General features: G+C 67.5%; 14 protein-coding genes. 8 read left to right on the top strand and 6 right to left on the bottom strand.

Annotated features, from left to right (window positions below):
• Positions 1–56: 56 nt before the first annotated feature.
• A complete protein-coding gene (locus tag ACTJK0_RS02805) occupies positions 57–464 on the top strand; it encodes a chorismate mutase (protein WP_043450675.1) in 408 nt (135 codons plus the stop codon).
• 107 nt (positions 465–571) lie between these two features.
• On the top strand, positions 572–1,564 hold the full coding sequence (locus ACTJK0_RS02800; RefSeq protein ID WP_440744149.1) for a hypothetical protein: 993 nt from the start codon (positions 572–574) through the stop codon (positions 1,562–1,564).
• Between the two features lie 3 nt (positions 1,565–1,567).
• Here ACTJK0_RS02800 and ACTJK0_RS02795 read toward each other — a convergent pair whose 3' ends face one another.
• Genes ACTJK0_RS02795 through ACTJK0_RS02770 form a run of 6 tightly spaced genes read right to left on the bottom strand, consistent with a single transcriptional unit; the run spans position 1,568 to position 7,490 of the window.
• Positions 1,568–2,281 carry a DUF4166 domain-containing protein gene (locus ACTJK0_RS02795; protein WP_440744145.1) on the bottom strand — a complete coding sequence of 238 codons (714 nt, stop codon included), beginning with the start codon at positions 2,279–2,281 and terminating at the stop codon, positions 1,568–1,570.
• A 48-nt stretch (positions 2,282–2,329) separates the two neighbouring features.
• Positions 2,330–3,622, bottom strand: a complete 1,293-nt coding sequence (locus ACTJK0_RS02790) for a DUF58 domain-containing protein (RefSeq protein WP_440744144.1) — start codon at positions 3,620–3,622, stop codon at positions 2,330–2,332.
• On the bottom strand, positions 3,622–4,632 hold the full coding sequence (locus tag ACTJK0_RS02785) for an AAA family ATPase (RefSeq protein WP_440744143.1): 1,011 nt from the start codon (positions 4,630–4,632) through the stop codon (positions 3,622–3,624). The genes ACTJK0_RS02790 and ACTJK0_RS02785 overlap by 1 nt, the downstream gene beginning before the upstream one ends.
• A complete protein-coding gene (locus ACTJK0_RS02780; protein ID WP_440744142.1) occupies positions 4,629–5,843 on the bottom strand; it encodes a DUF4350 domain-containing protein in 1,215 nt (404 codons plus the stop codon). Before ACTJK0_RS02780 ends, ACTJK0_RS02785 begins: the two co-directional genes overlap by 4 nt.
• Positions 5,840–6,478 (bottom strand): DUF4129 domain-containing protein, encoded by a 639-nt coding sequence (locus tag ACTJK0_RS02775; protein ID WP_440744141.1) that lies wholly within the window; start codon positions 6,476–6,478, stop codon positions 5,840–5,842. The genes ACTJK0_RS02780 and ACTJK0_RS02775 overlap by 4 nt, the downstream gene beginning before the upstream one ends.
• A complete protein-coding gene (locus ACTJK0_RS02770; RefSeq protein WP_440744140.1) occupies positions 6,468–7,490 on the bottom strand; it encodes a DUF7847 domain-containing protein in 1,023 nt (340 codons plus the stop codon). The genes ACTJK0_RS02775 and ACTJK0_RS02770 overlap by 11 nt, the downstream gene beginning before the upstream one ends.
• Before the next feature lie 658 nt (positions 7,491–8,148).
• Here ACTJK0_RS02770 and mtrA point away from each other — a divergent pair.
• From mtrA to ACTJK0_RS02740, 6 genes are all read left to right on the top strand, one after another.
• A complete protein-coding gene (mtrA, locus tag ACTJK0_RS02765; protein WP_018768515.1) occupies positions 8,149–8,823 on the top strand; it encodes an MtrAB system response regulator MtrA in 675 nt (224 codons plus the stop codon).
• A gap of 151 nt (positions 8,824–8,974) precedes the next feature.
• Positions 8,975–10,747: an MtrAB system histidine kinase MtrB gene (mtrB, locus tag ACTJK0_RS02760; RefSeq protein ID WP_440744148.1), complete on the top strand. Its 1,773-nt coding sequence runs from the start codon at positions 8,975–8,977 to the stop codon at positions 10,745–10,747.
• Positions 10,744–12,459 (top strand): LpqB family beta-propeller domain-containing protein, encoded by a 1,716-nt coding sequence (locus ACTJK0_RS02755; RefSeq protein ID WP_110541130.1) that lies wholly within the window; start codon positions 10,744–10,746, stop codon positions 12,457–12,459. Before mtrB ends, ACTJK0_RS02755 begins: the two co-directional genes overlap by 4 nt.
• 118 nt (positions 12,460–12,577) lie before the next feature.
• Positions 12,578–13,555 carry a ComF family protein gene (locus ACTJK0_RS02750; RefSeq protein ID WP_440744139.1) on the top strand — a complete coding sequence of 326 codons (978 nt, stop codon included), beginning with the start codon at positions 12,578–12,580 and terminating at the stop codon, positions 13,553–13,555.
• Positions 13,556–13,700: 145 nt separating this feature from the next.
• Positions 13,701–14,426: a ribosome hibernation-promoting factor, HPF/YfiA family gene (gene hpf, locus ACTJK0_RS02745; RefSeq protein ID WP_110541128.1), complete on the top strand. Its 726-nt coding sequence runs from the start codon at positions 13,701–13,703 to the stop codon at positions 14,424–14,426.
• Positions 14,427–14,458: 32 nt separating this feature from the next.
• Positions 14,459–15,670 carry a winged helix-turn-helix domain-containing protein gene (locus ACTJK0_RS02740; protein WP_440744138.1) on the top strand — a complete coding sequence of 404 codons (1,212 nt, stop codon included), beginning with the start codon at positions 14,459–14,461 and terminating at the stop codon, positions 15,668–15,670.
• The last annotated feature ends 77 nt before the right edge of the window (positions 15,671–15,747 follow it).

Raw genomic sequence — 15,747 nt, 5'->3', positions numbered from 1 at the left:
CCGGCACCGGCGCTTCACACCCGCGGTCATTCCTCCGGCTCCCATAGACTGGAGCCATGACGCAGCACAACCCCAGCTCTCCTGGCTCCGACGATTTCGACCCCTCCGCCAGCTCCCTGGCAGGCCACGTGGACGATTCGGTGATGGCTGAACTGCTGTCCATCCGCTCCAGCATTGACAACATCGATGCCACCCTGGTGTACCTCCTTGCCGAACGTTTCAAGGCCACGCAGAAAGTGGGTTTCCTGAAGGCAACGCACCGCCTTCCCGCCGGCGACCCCGGCCGTGAGGCAGCCCAGATCGCGCGGCTGCGCCGGCTCGCCGAGGACGCCCATCTCGACCCCGCCTTCGCTGAGAAGTTCCTCAACTTCATCATCGGCGAGGTGATCCGCCACCACGAGGCCATCGCGGAGGACCACCAGGCATCCTCGGGGCAGCAGCCGCAGACCTCCGCGCTGGCGTGAGCCGGGAACAGTACCACCGGGGTCCAGGGACGGATCCGGCCGCTTCGTCTGCCGCCGAAGCAGGCCCTTCCACGGCAGCCTCAGCCCAGGAGGTCACCGCAACCGGGCTGGGTCCTTGGCCGGGTGAAGACCCGCTGGAGGCCGCCCGCATCATCCGCGGTGAACTTGGCAGTCCGCACCTGCCGTTCCTCGCCGAACTGCCGGACCGGGGCGTCGGCTCCGATGCTCTTGGACGTACCGCTGTGCTCCTCGAGGAACTGGCGGTAGACGTCCAGCCCTACGGATGGCGGCTCGTCGACCGGCCAGGCAAGGACATGCGCCGTGCAGCGTCGGCGTTGTCCACCGACCTGAATGTTCTCGCCGACGTGGCGGGTGCCGAAGATGTCTCCGCCACGGACCTGAAAGTGCAGTTGGTGGGCCCGCTCAGCCTGGCCGCCGGGATGCACCTGCACAATGGTGAACGGGCCCTGCTGGACCACGGCGCGCGCCGGGACCTGGCCGCCTCGCTCGCCGCCGGCGTGGGTGGCTATCTCCGCCGGGTGGCGGCCGCCGTTCCGGGCACCCGCCTCGTGGTGCAGGTGGACGAGCCTGACGTTGCAGCCGTGTTGGCCGGAACCATTCCCACCGCCAGCGGATACCGCACTCTTCGCGCCGTGGCCACTTCGGAAGCCCGCGAGTCGTGGCGGTTGGTCCTCGAGGCCCTGCGCGCAGCCGGTGCCGCCGAGGTTGTGCTCACTTTCCCCGAGATCGAGGCCCCGATCGAGCTGGCACTGGCCGCCGGCGCCGACGGCGTTGCGCTGCCGCTGAAGGCACTGACGAACCGGCAATGGGAGCAGCTGGCAGGGGCCGTCGAGGCAGGAAAGCAGTTCTGGGCCGGCGCCCTGGACGTTTCGTCCGGAACTCCGTTGCCGAAGGTGGCTGACTGCGTGGAAACCGTGTGGCGCCCCTGGCACCAGCTGGGCCTGCCGGCGTCGCTGCTCGGCGCCATCCGGCTGACGCCCTCAGGCGGACTCGCCGGGCGCACGCCGGCGCAGGCCACCGCCGTCCTGGGCAGGCTCACGCAGGTGGCGGACGGCCTGAACCAGCTGGCGCTGGGCTAGGCGTCACACCCTGTTCTCCCAGCGCTCCGGCTGGGCGTAGCGGGGCAGGTAGCTCTGGGCGGAACTGCCGCCGGTGTATGGGCGCAATCGGTAATCGAAGGCTCCGGCGTAGACCAGCACCAGGCCAATCTGCGGCTGGATGACCTTCACCTGAATACGGTGCCGGCCGTTGCTGCCCTCAGCCGGATCCCACCACTGTTCGGCGTAGGCCTTGGCGTCCAGTGCGGCCGGCAGCGGTATCCGAAGGGGGCCCAGGAAGAGCCGGGACGCCTCCGATACTCCGCGGAGCCGTCCCTCCGCCGTCACGCCCAGATTGAGGTCTGTCACCAGACGCCGGTACCTGCCGACGTAGTCAACCAACTGCGGCGCCCCCTTCCGCGCCGTGACGCTGGTGGTGTCCTGGAAGAGCCGGGTACGCCCGGGAAACCGGATTTCCCGCCGGGCGGTCAGGCTGGAACGGCCGAAAGGATCCTGGTGCGCGTGGTTCTCGATCCGGAACGGGATGTTTTCGCCATACTCAGGGAAGAAAGCCTCCTCGCCTCCGGCGAGCCTCAGCAGCGGGCGCAGCCACCGCTGGCGGCACCCCACGACGTCGAACGTGCCTTCCCCCACGCCGTACTGTCCGGAGCCCGGCACCAGCGAGAAGTACTCCTGGAGCCCGGGCTGCAGCCGGGAGTACGCACTGCCCAGGGCCTGCTGGTAGATCGGGACGTTCATTGGAATGGGCCTCCTGTTGCCTGCGGGCGGCGCTGCTTGCCTCCGGATTCACAATCTACCGGCAGCCTTGAGTCGGATGTACATGTCCGCCAGCCGTGGAGGCAGCTCACGTGGCTCGGCGTCCACCACTTCCACTCCATAGCGGCGCAGCTCGGCGGTAACCGCTGCGCGCTGCAGGAGGGCGCGTTCGGCTGCGGCGGCACGGTACACCCCGGTGGCATCATTGCGTTCCCGCAGCATTGCACCCAGCTGGGGGTCACGGACGGCGGCCACCACCACCACGTGCCCGGTAGCAAGCCGCTCGGCAACCGGAAGCAGCCCTTCCTCCGGTGCGCCGCTGTCCAGCGATGTCAACAGCACTACGAGGGACCGGTGGGCGGATACGGCGCGGACCTGCCCCGGGACCGCGGGCCAGTCCATCTCGATCAGTTCGGCGTCAAGGGGCGCCATGGCCTGGACCAGCCGGCCCAGGATGTTGCCCTGGCCGGCGGAGCGGGCCCGCGCCCTGGTCCTTCGGTCGAAGGCCAGGAAGTCCACCCGGTCGCCGCCGCGCTCGGCCAGGACACCCAGGAGAAGTGCGGCCTCGATCCCGGTGTCAAGGCGCGTTTCGTCGCCGATCCTTGCAGCGGACGTTCGGGACGTATCAAGGACCATCACCACCCGCCGGTCCCGTTCAGGGCGCCAGGTCCGGACCACCACGGCGGAACGACGGGCTGTGGCGCGCCAGTCGATGGAGCGGACGTCGTCGCCGCGGACATAGTCCCGCAGCGAGTCGAACTCTGTGCCGGCACCGCGGATCTGCACTGCCGCCTTCCCGTCGAGTTCACGCAGCTTCCGCAGTTTCGAGGGCAAATGCCGCCGCGACCGGAACGGCGGAAGCACCCGCACCGAGCCTTGGCACGGGATGGTCCGCTGGCGGGCCGCCAGGCCCAGCGGGCCGAAGGAGCGAAGGGTCACGTGCGGTGTTTTGAGGTCGCCGCGGCGGGTGGGCCGGAGCCGCACCGTAAACCGCCTGCCTTCGCCGGCGGGGACGGTGATGTCCTGAACGGGATCCTGTGCGCCGGCAGAGGGCTGCCAGCCGTCACGGAAAGACCCCCGCAGCATCCTGCGTCCGCCGTTGCGGATGGTCAGCACGGCATCCGCCGCATTGTTGAGCGTTACGTTCTCGGGCTCCGCCCGCACCACACCGACCTGTCGAAGGGACGCGGCGAACACCAGCTCGGCGACCAGCAGCGCAGTGAGCAGGGCGGCCGTGGCCAGCATGGTCAGCCATCCCGGGAACAGCAGCACGGGCACCAGGCCCAGCAGCACCAGGGCCACGAAGCGCCCCGAGATGGCCATCAGCGCGGAACGGGGACGGAGGCGAGGATGCTGCCCAGGACGTCGTCCACCCGGACTCCATCCATTTGCGCTTCGGGCTGCAACGCCACCCGGTGCCGCAGGCAGGGCAGCGCCAGCGCCTTGACGTCGTCGGGGGTCACGAATGGACGGTCGGAGAGCCACGCCCAGGCCCGTGACGTGTTGAGCAGGGCGGTGGCGCCGCGGGGCGAGACGCCGAGCTGGAAGGAAGGGGCCGCCCGGGTGGCGCGCACCAGGTCAACAATGTAGCCGATGATTTCCGGTTCCACTGCCACACGGGTCACAGCATCACGTGCCCGTTCCAGGTCCTGCGACCCGGCCACTGCCCGGACACCCGCTGCCGACAGGTCGCGGGGATCGAACCCGGCGGCGTGGCGGCGGATGACTTCTATTTCTTCCCCGCGTGCCGGCAGCGGCATGGTGAGCTTGAGCAGGAAGCGGTCCAGCTGCGCTTCGGGCAGGGGATAGGTCCCCTCATACTCCACCGGATTCTGGGTGGCTGCCACCAGGAAGGGCGCGGGCAGCCGCCGGGACACGCCATCAACGGACACCTGGCGCTCCTCCATGGCCTCGAGGAGCGATGCCTGCGTCTTTGGCGGGGTCCGGTTGATCTCATCGGCCAACAGCAGGTTGGTGAAGACAGGCCCCTCCCGGAAGCTGAATTCGGAGGTGCGCGAGTCGTACACCAGCGAACCGGTGACGTCGCCCGGCATGAGGTCGGGCGTGAACTGCACCCGTTTGGTTTCCAGGCTCAACGCCGCGGACAGTGCGCGGACCAGCAGGGTCTTGGCTACGCCGGGCACTCCCTCGAGCAGGACGTGCCCCTGCGAGAGCAGGGCAATCAGGAGGCCGGTGACGGTGGCGTCCTGTCCCACCACTGCCTTGGCCACTTCCCGCCGGACAGCAAGGAGCGCCTGCCGCGCGCCGTCGTCGAGAGGGCCCTTGGGGTCTACCGAATTCAGGACCCCCGGGCCCCTGCCTTGTTCACTCATCGGGTCATGACCTCTTTCTCCAGTTTGTCGATGGCCTGGGACCAGGCCACCAACGCTGCTTCTGACGTGGGATGTTCGTTGATAATCACCCGGACCTCCCTGGGGTCCCTGCCCAGCAACCGGGCGGCCGCGGTAATGGTGTCCTCCGAGCTGGCGCCGGTGCCGAGCCGGAGTTTGCCGGCGAGCCGCACCAGCAGGCCGGCCCGCAGATTGTCCCTTGCCTGGCTGATGGCCCGGGAGTCCTGGTAGAGCCGGGCGCGTCCTTCCGCGGTTTCCACCGCCTTGACCACCACCGGCAACGGCTCGAAAACCAGCGGCCCGTGACGGCGGCCGCGCCACACGACTGCCGCCAGCGCCACCACCAACAGCCAGGGCCCCAGGAAGCGGGCCCAGGCGGGGGCGAGGTCGTCAAGGGTTTTCCCGGGCCCATTGACCGTGACGTCCTGAAGCGAGGGGAGGTACCAAACGAGGTCCTTCGAGGTTCCCAGCATCCTGGTTGCGAGGGCTGCGTTGCCCAGTTCGTCCAGCCCGCCGTTGCTGAGGATCGTCGTGCTGCCCAGCACCGCCAAACGACCGCCGTTGCTGACGGCAAGCATCCCGGCGGTCCCTGCCGCCCGGAAGCAGGTGGTGCCGCCGTCGTACACGAACGCTCCTTCTCCGCTGACTTGGCCGGCGGCTTCCGCATCCGGCAGGGCGCATCCGGCTTCCAGGACGGGATGCGCATCGGGAACCACGCCCGCCTGGCGGATGCCGCCGTCAAGTGCTGCGAGGGTCTCCATCCTGGGGGAGACCACCACAACGCGTTCGGCCGCTGCCAGCAGGCTTGCCAACTGCGGTTCAGCCAGGATGCCGTTCCGGTCGTAGAGGAGGAGGGTGGGGGAGTCACTGGAGCGAAGGTCATCCAATGCCGCGTCGAAGCGTTCCGGCGCCTGGACGGAAACCCCATGCCGGCCCAGGATTTCGGCCAGTGCCCTGGCTCCTTCCGGTCCGGCATTGTGGATTGAGAGGGGAACGGTGTCGCCCTTGGGAGCAAGTTGGGTACCGATGACCAGTGCCAGCGCGGCGGCCACCACCACTGCCGCTGCGGCCGCGCCGCGGTGCAGGTTCAACCAGCCCAGGATGGCTGCGGCCAGCGTTCTGCCGGGGCCCGGCGCTCGTCCAACCCCGGTGGCTCCGTGATGTTCAGCGACTGCGCGCCCGCCGGCCGTCATGGGAGCAGCACCGCGCTGTCGGCAGGGGCGGGCTTTGCCTCCTCCAGCGCCGTATCAAGGTCCACCATTTCCCGGTAGCCGGCGCTGCCTGCTGCCTTGTTCCCGTAGCGGATGGCATCAAAGGTGGCCGCTGCGCCTGCCAGGCGCGGAGCCTGGGCGCTGAAGTGCAGGGACAATGCCTTGGCCGCTTCGTCCGCCGTCCGGCCCGGCTGGGGATCAAGGATGGCGCGGTCCTCTGCGCTGCGGACAATGGCACGGAAACGTTCGACGACGGCGTGCCCCCACTTTCCGGCCGCAGCCGCCGCTTCCGCGCGGCTGCGGTAGTCGGCGGCGCCGAGGGTGGGCTCGTGCTCGAAGACCTCCCGGGCCTGGCGGCGGCGGGCGTTCAGCCGGGGTCGGGCGAGGATGACTGCGGCGGCGATGATCACCGCAATCACGAGGGCGATGACCGGGCTGGGCACAGGTGCGGCGTCGCCGCTGGGGCCATCCAAGGATTGCAGCCAGTCCAGGAAGTTACGCCAGAGGGTGGCAAGCCAGGAGGGGGCATTCTCGCGGTATTCGGGTTTGGCAAGCTCCTCCGCCGCCCAGCGCCGGGCTTCCCCGGCGCCGGGAAGCAGCGGAGGCTCAGCGGCCATAGGGCGATGCCCCCGGGCCGGGTCCGTATCCAGGGTAGGGCAGCGTACCGCCCGGGCGGAGGCCGCGGCCCGGGATGCCATCAGGGTCGGAACCGGTTTCGAGCTGTCGCAGCAGCGCGATATCCAGTCCGTCCTGGCGCATCCTGAGGTCCATGTAGAGCAGTGCCATAACGGAGGTCTGGAAGGCGTAGCCCACCGCGCCCACCAATGCCCCGAGCACCGCTTTGATGATGCCGGTAGCCACGGCGAGGGAAGCCTGTTGTCCACTGCCGCCGTGGGGAGAGATAACGCCTGACAGGACGGCGGGCAGCATGCCCGCCGGGATCAGCACCACTTGGGTAGCGACGGCCACCAGGATCCCCACCACCAGGGCGATGCCGAGGATCCGCCACCAGTTGGCCCGGGTCAGCTCCCACGAGCGCCTCAGCCCGGCGAGGGCTCCGAGTTCTTCGATGACGACGGCGGCAGGTGCCACCATGAACTTGACCGCCACCCAGGCGAATCCGGCGCCGAAGCCCAGCATCAGGGGGATGGACAGCAGGGCGGCTGTCCCGCGGACGCTGGAGAACAGGAGCACGACCAACGCGACGAAGAGCACCACCGCGGCCAGGGCAGCCGCCACCAACAGTGCCGCCAGCCTGAGCAGCGCACCGATCCTTGGGCGTACCAGCGACAGCATCCGCCGGAAGCCGGTGGGACGGTTCAGGACCGAGCGGGCAACGGGTACCACCATGGCGCCTTGGAGGACAGCAGAAACAAAGACGGAGAGGATGGATACCACGACGGCCACTGCCGTCAGACCCATCCCCGCGGCCGCGATGTCGGCGCGGCTGGCCCGTGCCGCCCAGGCTTCGATGGAGCCGGCCGACGTTGCTGTCATTCCTGCAAACACTGCTGCGAGAATCGCCGACAGGGACTGGGCCAGGAGGCCGGCGCCGAGCATGGCCTTGGCGTTGCGCCTGATTGCCTGGAACGAGCCGTCCAGGACCTCGCCGAACATCAGGGGCCGCAAGGGGATGATGCCCGGCTTGGGAGGCGCTGCGTAGCGGGGGTTCCCAAATTGTCCCGGGCCCCGGAACCCTTGTTCGCCGTACGCCTGGCCGCCGAAGGCCGGGCCGGCAAAAGTAAATGGACCGGGGTATGGGGCTCCGGGGGACTGGCTGCCAGGGTACTGGGGTCCCGGGTATTGGGGTCCGGGGTATTGTGCGCCGGGATCTCCAGGGTTCCCGTTTCCACCCTGCCCGGGCATCTGCTGCCACTGTGATGCCTGCGGCGGCCGCCGTTCCCACGAGGCCGCCTGGTCCCAGGAAGTTTGCTGTTGCCAAGTGGGTCCCTGTGGCCAGGAATCGGAAGGCGCTCCTGACGGCGAAGCCCACGGCTGCTCCGGTGATGGCACCTGGCCGTGCGTACCCCCATCGGCCGGGCCGCCGTCGTCCTGCCCGTTGCCCGGCCGCCCCTGCAAGGGCTCACCGGGCCCCGGCTCCTGTGCTGACACTGATTCCTCCCCCCCATAGCAGTCCGCCTGCCCCGGGGCGCCCGTAAAAAGGCGGGCAGCGGCAGAGCAGCGCATGAGCCCAAGACTATAGTTCCGTCGCCGGACGGCCTAGTGCCCCGCCATGCCGGAGGCCGTTCAACAGGACAAACGCATCCCGATAAGGGAATATATAGCTATGAAGGCACGCATTCTGGTGGTAGATGATGATGAAGCGCTGGCCGAGATGATTGGGATTGTCCTCCGTAATGACGGCTTCGAGCCGGTCTTCTGCGCCGACGGCGCCCAGGCCCTCGACGTTTTCCGGTCATCACGGCCGGACCTTGTCCTGCTCGACCTCATGCTTCCAGGGATGGACGGCATCGAAGTATGCCGCCAGATCCGCGGCGAATCCGACGTTCCCATTGTCATGCTGACCGCCAAATCGGACACCTCCGACGTCGTCCGCGGCCTGGAATCCGGCGCCGACGACTACGTGCCGAAACCCTTCAAGCCTGCCGAACTCGTGGCCCGCGTCCGGGCCCGGCTTCGTCCCGGTGACCAGAAGGCCCCCGAAACCCTCCGGATCGCTGACATCACCATCGACGTCGCCGGCCATACGGTCAGCAGGGGCAATGAGCGGATTTCCCTGACGCCGCTGGAATTCGACCTCCTGGTGGCGCTGGCCCGGAAACCATGGCAGGTCTTCACGCGTGAACTGCTCCTGGAACAGGTCTGGGGCTACCGGCACGCCGCTGACACCCGGCTGGTCAACGTCCATGTCCAGCGACTGCGGTCCAAGATCGAGCAGGACCCGGAAGCCCCGGAAGTTGTATTGACGGTGCGTGGTGTCGGCTATAAAGCAGGGGTCTGACCCCGCCGCGCAGGACGGGGAACCGGACCAGCGCGGCACCACGCCCCTCCTGCCCGCGGACGCCGGAGCTAAGCAGGACGGAAGCGTCAGCAACGGCTCCGGAGACAACGGAGCCGGACCGGAGACCGTTCCCGCTCCCGGCCTCCGCTACGTGGCTTTCCGGGCACGCATCTGGCAGCGGCGCGGCCTGATCGTTGCACTGCGCGTCGCCAGGCTGGTCCGGACCGGCGTCAGCCGTTTTCTCCCCGGACTGAAATACCTCGGCCGTGCCCTGCAAAAGCGCTGGCGGCGATCCCTTCAGTTCCGGACCGTCCTCACCACCCTGTTGTTGGCCGTGACCTCGTTTGCCGTGGTGGGCGCATACCTGTCCAACCAGATCGCCAACAACCTGTTCCAGGAGCGGCTGACACAGGCGGAGTCGGAGACCCGGTACAACGTCAAGCAGGTGCAGGACACGTTCGACGGCGCCCAGGTCACCGACCAGTCCAGCGTCATCACCCTGGTCTCGGACACACTCAGCGCCGTGGAAGGCCGTGGCTCCGTGATCCAGAGGCGCTATGTCTTTGAGGCCATGCCCAACCAGACAAAGCCCCGCAACCGCTGGGTCGAGTCACGTGCCTCCGACCAGCTGACCGTCAGCGTCATCCCACCTGACCTGCGGAAGGCCGTGCAGGAGTCGGGCAAGGACCAGTACTGGGCGTCCACCGTGATACCTGTGGGCACCGAGGACCGGCCCGGAATCGCCGTGGGCAACAAGGTGACCTTCAACGGCACGGTCTATGAGCTCTATCTGATCTACGACCTCAACACCGCGCAGCAGACGCTCAACGAAATCCAAAGCGTGCTTTGGGCGGGCGGCGCCGTCCTGGTCCTCCTGATCGGCGCCGTGGCCTGGTATGTCACCCGCAACGTGGTCAGCCCGGTCAGCCACGCGGCGATGGTCTCGGAGAAACTGGCTGCCGGGCAGCTGCAGGAAAGGATGGTGGTCAAGGGAGAGGACGAGGTTGCCCGGCTCGGAGCATCCTTCAACCACATGGCCGCCAGCCTGCAGGAGCAGATCACCCAGCTGGCCACCCTCTCCCAGATGCAGCAGCGCTTTGTCTCCGACGTCTCCCACGAACTGCGGACGCCCCTCACCACCGTGCGCATGGCGGCCGAGGTCCTCTATGACGCCCGCGATGACTTCGACCCCATCAACAAGAGATCAGCTGAACTGCTGTACAACCAGGTGGAGCGCTTCCAGTCCCTCCTGTCTGACCTGCTCGAAATCAGCCGCTTCGATGCCGGCGTGGCCGTGCTCGACGCCGAACCAGAGGACCTGCTCCAGGTAATCGCCCACGTCATCGAAGGCGCTGCGCCGGTAGCCGCCGAATACGGCTCAGAGATCATTTTCACGCCTCCCCAGGGCGCCCTGGTGGTGGAAATGGACGCGCGGCGGATCGACCGGATCCTGCGGAACCTTATCCTGAACGCCGTGGAGCACGGTGAGGGCAAGCCCGTGACCGTGTCGGTTGCAGCCAACGAAACCGCCGTGGCTGTCGCCGTGCGGGACCATGGCATCGGAATGGACCCGGCCCAGGCTGCCCGGGTCTTCGACCGGTTCTGGCGCGCCGACCCCGCCCGTGCGCGCACTACGGGAGGCAGCGGCCTGGGACTCTCCATCGCCATGGAGGACACCAAGCTGCATCACGGCTGGCTCCAGGCCTGGGGGAGGAAGGGCGACGGTGCCAACTTCCGCCTGACACTTCCCCTGCGCCAGGACGCGGTGATCACGGAGTCACCCGTTCAGCTCGAACCCAAGGACGTCACCAACCCAGGCGCACCGGGAAGCGTCCCGGGGGAACAGGACTACAAGAACATGCTGGTGCTGCAGACGGGTGGGGCCAGGCCCGTCCCGCCACGTGCCCCCGAGGAGACATCATGAGGCCTGCAAACCGGCGGGCACAGTATCCCGCGGCGCTGCTTGCCCTGCTGATCGTTTTCCTGGCAGGCTGTGCCCGGATTCCCACGTCCGGGCCGGTGGGAAAGAGCAGCGAGAGCAGCGCCGGTAACGTCAGTGCGCCTGTGTTCCTTCCGGCAGCACCACAGCCGGGTGCGTCGCCCGAGACCATTATCGACTACTTCTACCGGGCAGGCAGCGGCTACGAGGACGATTACGCGGTGGCCCGCCAGTACTTGACCCAGGCTTCGGCCGTCTCCTGGAAACCCGATAAACGGGCACTGGTGTACCGGGAAGCGCGGGTTGTGCCCACCGGCGACGAAAACGTCTTCAACTATGAGCTTGATGTTTCCTACACGGTGGACGCAGACGGCATCGCCACGCAGTCGCCGCCGGGCACCGTGGAACGCATTCCCGTGACGGTGACCCAGGTGGACGGCGAGTGGCGGATCTCCGGAATCCCTGACGGAACGGCCATCGCCGAGGAAACGTTCAAGGTGATTTACGGGGCCTACCCGATCTACTTCTACGACCCCACCTTTACCTACGCCATCCCGGACGTGCGCTGGTTCCTGAAGAACAAGACCGTCAAAGCAATGACCAGCGCCCTGCTGGCCGGACCTGCGCCCTACCTGCGCGGCGCCGTCGCCAGCGCCTTCCCCTCAGGGATCAAGCTGGCCCGCGAGTCCGTGCCCGTAGTGTCCGGCGCCGCACAGGTGGATCTGTCGGCCAAGGAACTGACCGAAACGTCGGCAGAGGACCGCCTTCGGATGCAGATGCAGCTGACTCTGACGTTCCGGAGCCAGCCCGACGTGGTCAATGTCGAGTTGCGCGCCAACCAGGACCTGGTCCGGGTGGAGGACAACGGCTCCGTCCTGCCACCGGTGCTCGACAAGACGGTCCCTTCGCGCCAGATCGCCGTCAGCGGCAACGAATTGGTGCGCTACGAAAACAACCGGGTCTCGCCCTTGCCGGACATGCAGCCGGTATCCGCGCTCAATCCGCGCTACCCGGCGGAGTCGCCGGTCTCGCAGACAGCGGCCTTCCTCAACGACGGCCGCACCACCTTGTACAGCATCACTCCGGGGCAGCCTGCCCGCGCCCTGACCACGCGAAGCACCCTCAGCCGGCCATCCTTCAGCGTTAACGACTGGGTGTGGACGGCCGGGCCGGGTGCCACCGGGGCTACCGAAGTCGTGGCGTTCCGCCCGACAGGGGTGGCGGAAGGAGCAACGGTCCCGTCGGTAACCCTGGCGCCCCCGTGGCTTGCCGGCCGCGCCGTCAAGGAACTGCGGATCTCACGCGACGGCGTTCGTGCCCTGGTCATTTCCGAGCAGAACGGAAAAACCAAGGTGCAGGTGAGCGGCGTTATCCGTGCCGGCGACGGCACGCCCCGCGAACTGACCGCACCCATCACCCTGGTGGCCGACGGCGATCCGGACCAGGGCGTCTGGGTGAACGGCACCACCGTCGCCGCCATGAAGGGGGCACCCGGTTCGAATGTCACGCCCGAACTGCTGTCCCTCACCTCCGGACAGCCCCAACAACTGGCTCCGTGGCCGGGCCTGGTGTCCATCAGCGCCGGCAATGGTGCCGATGACATCTACGTCCAGTCCGGGGAAGGGATCTTCCAGCGGCTCGGCAACGGCTGGTCCCCCCAAATCAAGGGTCCCGTGGACCCTGCATTCCCCGGCTGACACCAAGGTCAGGCGCGCCCAGCGGCGGTGCATGACCCAGGGGGCGTGTTGACGCGGCTTTTCCACATAGGGACGCCGTGACTCTGGAATGCCGGACCCCGGCGGGCACAGTGGGACTATGAACAGTGCACTCCACGGAACACATCCGCGGAAACCTCTGGGGACGCCCCCGCGAACCCGGGGTCTGGACCCGGACCTGCAGCCGCCCCCGCCGTGGGCAGCACTGCACCGGGGTGAACACGATGCTGCCATCCTTCGACTCGTCGATTGGCTCACGGGTGCAGCAGGAGATCTCCTGGCATTGGCGGTTCCCGTGGACTGTGTGTGCTGCGGCGCGGAAGACCGGACTTTGTGCCCGTCCTGCGCCGGCAGGGTACGTGACTTGACCGGCCGGCCGTTCCGCGCTGAGGGCGGCGCCCCTGCCTTGATGGACATCGCCGGTACGCCTCTGCTGCCCGTGGTTGCCGCCGGCGTGTACCGGGACGAGCTTGCCCAGGCCCTGCTGTCCTTCAAACGGCACGGCCAGTACCAGCTCGGCAGATGCCTTGGCAAGGCACTGGCCGGAGCCCTCAGGGCCGCCGCCCCGTGCGACGAGGAACTGCTGCTGGTCCCGGTGCCCACCAGCACCGGCGGGTATCTCAAGCGGGGGTTCAGTCCCGTCCATCTGCTCCTCAGGGAAGCGGCACGGCAGCATCCTGGCCTCCACGTAGCTGATGTCCTGGGCAAGGCGCCGGGGCGGTACCGCCTGTTCGCCGGCGGGAACACCGGTCAGGCCCGGCAGCGGGCGCCGGCGGGGCAAAAAGGCCTGGGGAGGGGAGCCCGCGCCCAGCGCGTCCGGGGGTCCATGCGCATCAGGCGAGGCGCCCGGTCAAAGGCCGTAGGACGGCCCTGCCTCATCGTCGACGACGTCCTCACCACAGGTTCCACCCTCGCCGAAGCAGCCCGCGCACTCCATCATGCGGGGGCCCGGGTGAGGGGCGCCGTCGTGCTTGCTGCGACACGCCCGCCGGACGCACAGGACCAGGCACCAGCGCCCGCCAGGCCGCAGAGAACAGCGCATGACTTAGAAAAAAATAAACCGGGAAAGGATGAATAACGGGTGGCTATGAACTAACGTCGGTGGTGGGTACCAAGAACAGAATGTACCTTTCGATGGCGGCTCGGAGAGGGGCTCGACTGTCAAGCCAGCCCGGCCCAAGGAAGCGCCGCCGTCGTGTCACCGAAGTCATTTGGAGGGCACCATGGAGTTTATGATCAGCGGACGAAATCTGACTGTTTCAGACCGGTTCCGCGAATATGCCGGGGAAAAAATCGCAAAGATCGAATCGCTGGGCGACAAGGTCCAGAGGGTCGACGCGAAAGTTTCCAAGGAGACCAATGCCCGGCAAACCGGCGACCAGCTGACCGTCGAAGTGACAGTACTGGGCCGTGGGCCCGTGATTCGTGCCGAAGCCAGTGCCGCAGACAAATTTGCCGCCTTTGACCTCGCCTACAACAAACTGCTTGAGCGGCTCCGCCGGGCCAAGGACCGCAAGAAGGTCCACCACGGCCGCCACACCCCCAAGGCCGTCCGCGAAGCAACAGCGTCGCTTGAGCCCGCCAGCGCCCACGAACCGCTGTACCTTGAAGCGAACCACCGGGACGAAACTGCGCAGGCCCCCAAAGACACATCCCCTTACGACGTCGAAAACGACATTCCCGCCGGTAACTCCCCGGTCCTTATCCGGCGCAAGGTCTTTCCTGCGGCCTCACTTTCCCTCGACGACGCCGTGGACAACATGGAGCTCGTCGGCCACGACTTCTACCTCTTCGTGGACAAAGCGACCAACACGCCCTCCGTCGTGTACCGCCGGCGCGGCTGGACCTATGGAGTGATCACCCTCGACCACGAATGCGAGCCCGGTGACACCGTCATTGAGGAGAAGGTCCTTGCCTACCGCTCGGACGACGCCGCCGCCAACGCTTAGGGTGGACTTCACCACCGCCAGAGAGGACTGAATTGTCGGCAACGCTGAGCCTTGACCAGGCACGGCGGATCGCGCTGGCAGCGCAGGGACTTCACAAAGGACGGCCCACCGGCCCCGTGACAGCACGGGCGGTGGGCCGGACTTTTGCCCGTCTGCAGCTCGTCCAGATCGACTCCGTGAATGTCCTGGTCCGCAGCCACTTCCTGCCCTTCTATTCACGCCTTGGAAACTACGACCGGGACATCCTGCAGCGCATGGCGGGCAGCCACCCACGCCGCATGCTCGAATACTGGGCGCACGAAGCAAGCTACATCCGGCCGGAGCATTACCAGGACCTCCTGTTATGGCAGAAGCGGTCCTGGGTGGGTGCGTCCCGGCTGGACCCCGTGCTGCGCAGCGAGGTGGAGGGCAAAATCCTGGAGGTCCTTGCCCGGTCCAGGCCCATGACCGCCTCTGAGCTGACCAACCGCATCGGGCACGTCGAGGAAAGGCAGACTGACAACTGGGGGTGGAACTGGAACGCTGTCAAGCGGGTTCTGGAGCACCTCTTCGAAGCGGGCCTCGTATCGGCGGCTTCACGGACCGGGCAGTTCGAACGCAGGTACACACTGACCGCCAAAGTCCTCCCGCCCGCGCTTGTCCCGACAGCGGACGTGGACCCGGCAGCTGCGCTCCGGCGACTGACCGACGCTGCGGCCCAGGCCCACGGAATCGGCACCATCCGCTGCTTCGCCGACTATTTCCGCGCGCCCGTCAAAGCAACCACACAAGCTGTCGAGCACCTGGTGGAGCAAGGCAGGCTGGAACCGGTCAACGTGGCGGGCTGGGGGCGGCCCGTCTTCCGGCATGTCGAGTCAGCGCTGCCGCGGCAGGCCACCGGCCGTGCACTCCTGAGCCCCTTCGATTCCCTGGTCTTTGAGCGCCGGCGGCTGTTGGAACTGTTCGGCTTCCATTACCGCATCGAGATCTACACGCCTGAGGCCAAGCGGCGCTACGGCTACTACGTCCTGCCTTTCCTGCTGCGTGACCGCATCGTGGCCAGGGTGGACCTCAAAGCGGACCGGACTGGCAGCCGGCTGCTGGTCAGATCCGCCTTTGCTGAGCCGGACGCGCCGGCGGACACCGCCGTCGAACTCGCTGCAGAGCTGGCCCTGATGGCGCAATGGCTTGGCCTGCCCGACGTGCAGGTAGGGCCCGCAGGGGACTTGTCCGCGGGGCTGGCGAAGGAACTCCTGCGCCTCTAGGGCGTATCGCTCTCAGGGAAAAGGGGCACCGCCAAGGTGTCTCTCCCGTAGACTGAACACGCCAGAATTCGGCGGCA

The organism is Paenarthrobacter sp. 22069 (assembly GCF_052046035.1).
GTDB lineage: Bacteria > Actinomycetota > Actinomycetes > Actinomycetales > Micrococcaceae > Arthrobacter.
The sequence above is the reverse complement of the archived record's forward strand: the minus strand, read 5'-3'. Positions and strand labels throughout refer to the sequence as shown.

Excerpts from the sequence above, each read along its gene's own strand:
- mtrA (WP_018768515.1), top strand. The coding sequence starts at position 8,149 with ATGAAGGCACGCATTCTGGTGGTAGATGATGATGAAGCGCTGGCCGAG.
- ACTJK0_RS02795 (WP_440744145.1), bottom strand. The coding sequence starts at position 2,281 with ATGAACGTCCCGATCTACCAGCAGGCCCTGGGCAGTGCGTACTCCCGG.
- ACTJK0_RS02805 (WP_043450675.1), top strand. The coding sequence starts at position 57 with ATGACGCAGCACAACCCCAGCTCTCCTGGCTCCGACGATTTCGACCCC.
- hpf (WP_110541128.1), top strand. The coding sequence starts at position 13,701 with ATGGAGTTTATGATCAGCGGACGAAATCTGACTGTTTCAGACCGGTTC.
- ACTJK0_RS02775 (WP_440744141.1), bottom strand. The coding sequence starts at position 6,478 with ATGGCCGCTGAGCCTCCGCTGCTTCCCGGCGCCGGGGAAGCCCGGCGC.
- ACTJK0_RS02790 (WP_440744144.1), bottom strand. The coding sequence starts at position 3,622 with ATGGCCATCTCGGGGCGCTTCGTGGCCCTGGTGCTGCTGGGCCTGGTG.
- ACTJK0_RS02785 (WP_440744143.1), bottom strand. The coding sequence starts at position 4,632 with ATGAGTGAACAAGGCAGGGGCCCGGGGGTCCTGAATTCGGTAGACCCC.
- ACTJK0_RS02750 (WP_440744139.1), top strand. The coding sequence starts at position 12,578 with ATGAACAGTGCACTCCACGGAACACATCCGCGGAAACCTCTGGGGACG.
- ACTJK0_RS02780 (WP_440744142.1), bottom strand. The coding sequence starts at position 5,843 with ATGACGGCCGGCGGGCGCGCAGTCGCTGAACATCACGGAGCCACCGGG.
- ACTJK0_RS02755 (WP_110541130.1), top strand. The coding sequence starts at position 10,744 with ATGAGGCCTGCAAACCGGCGGGCACAGTATCCCGCGGCGCTGCTTGCC.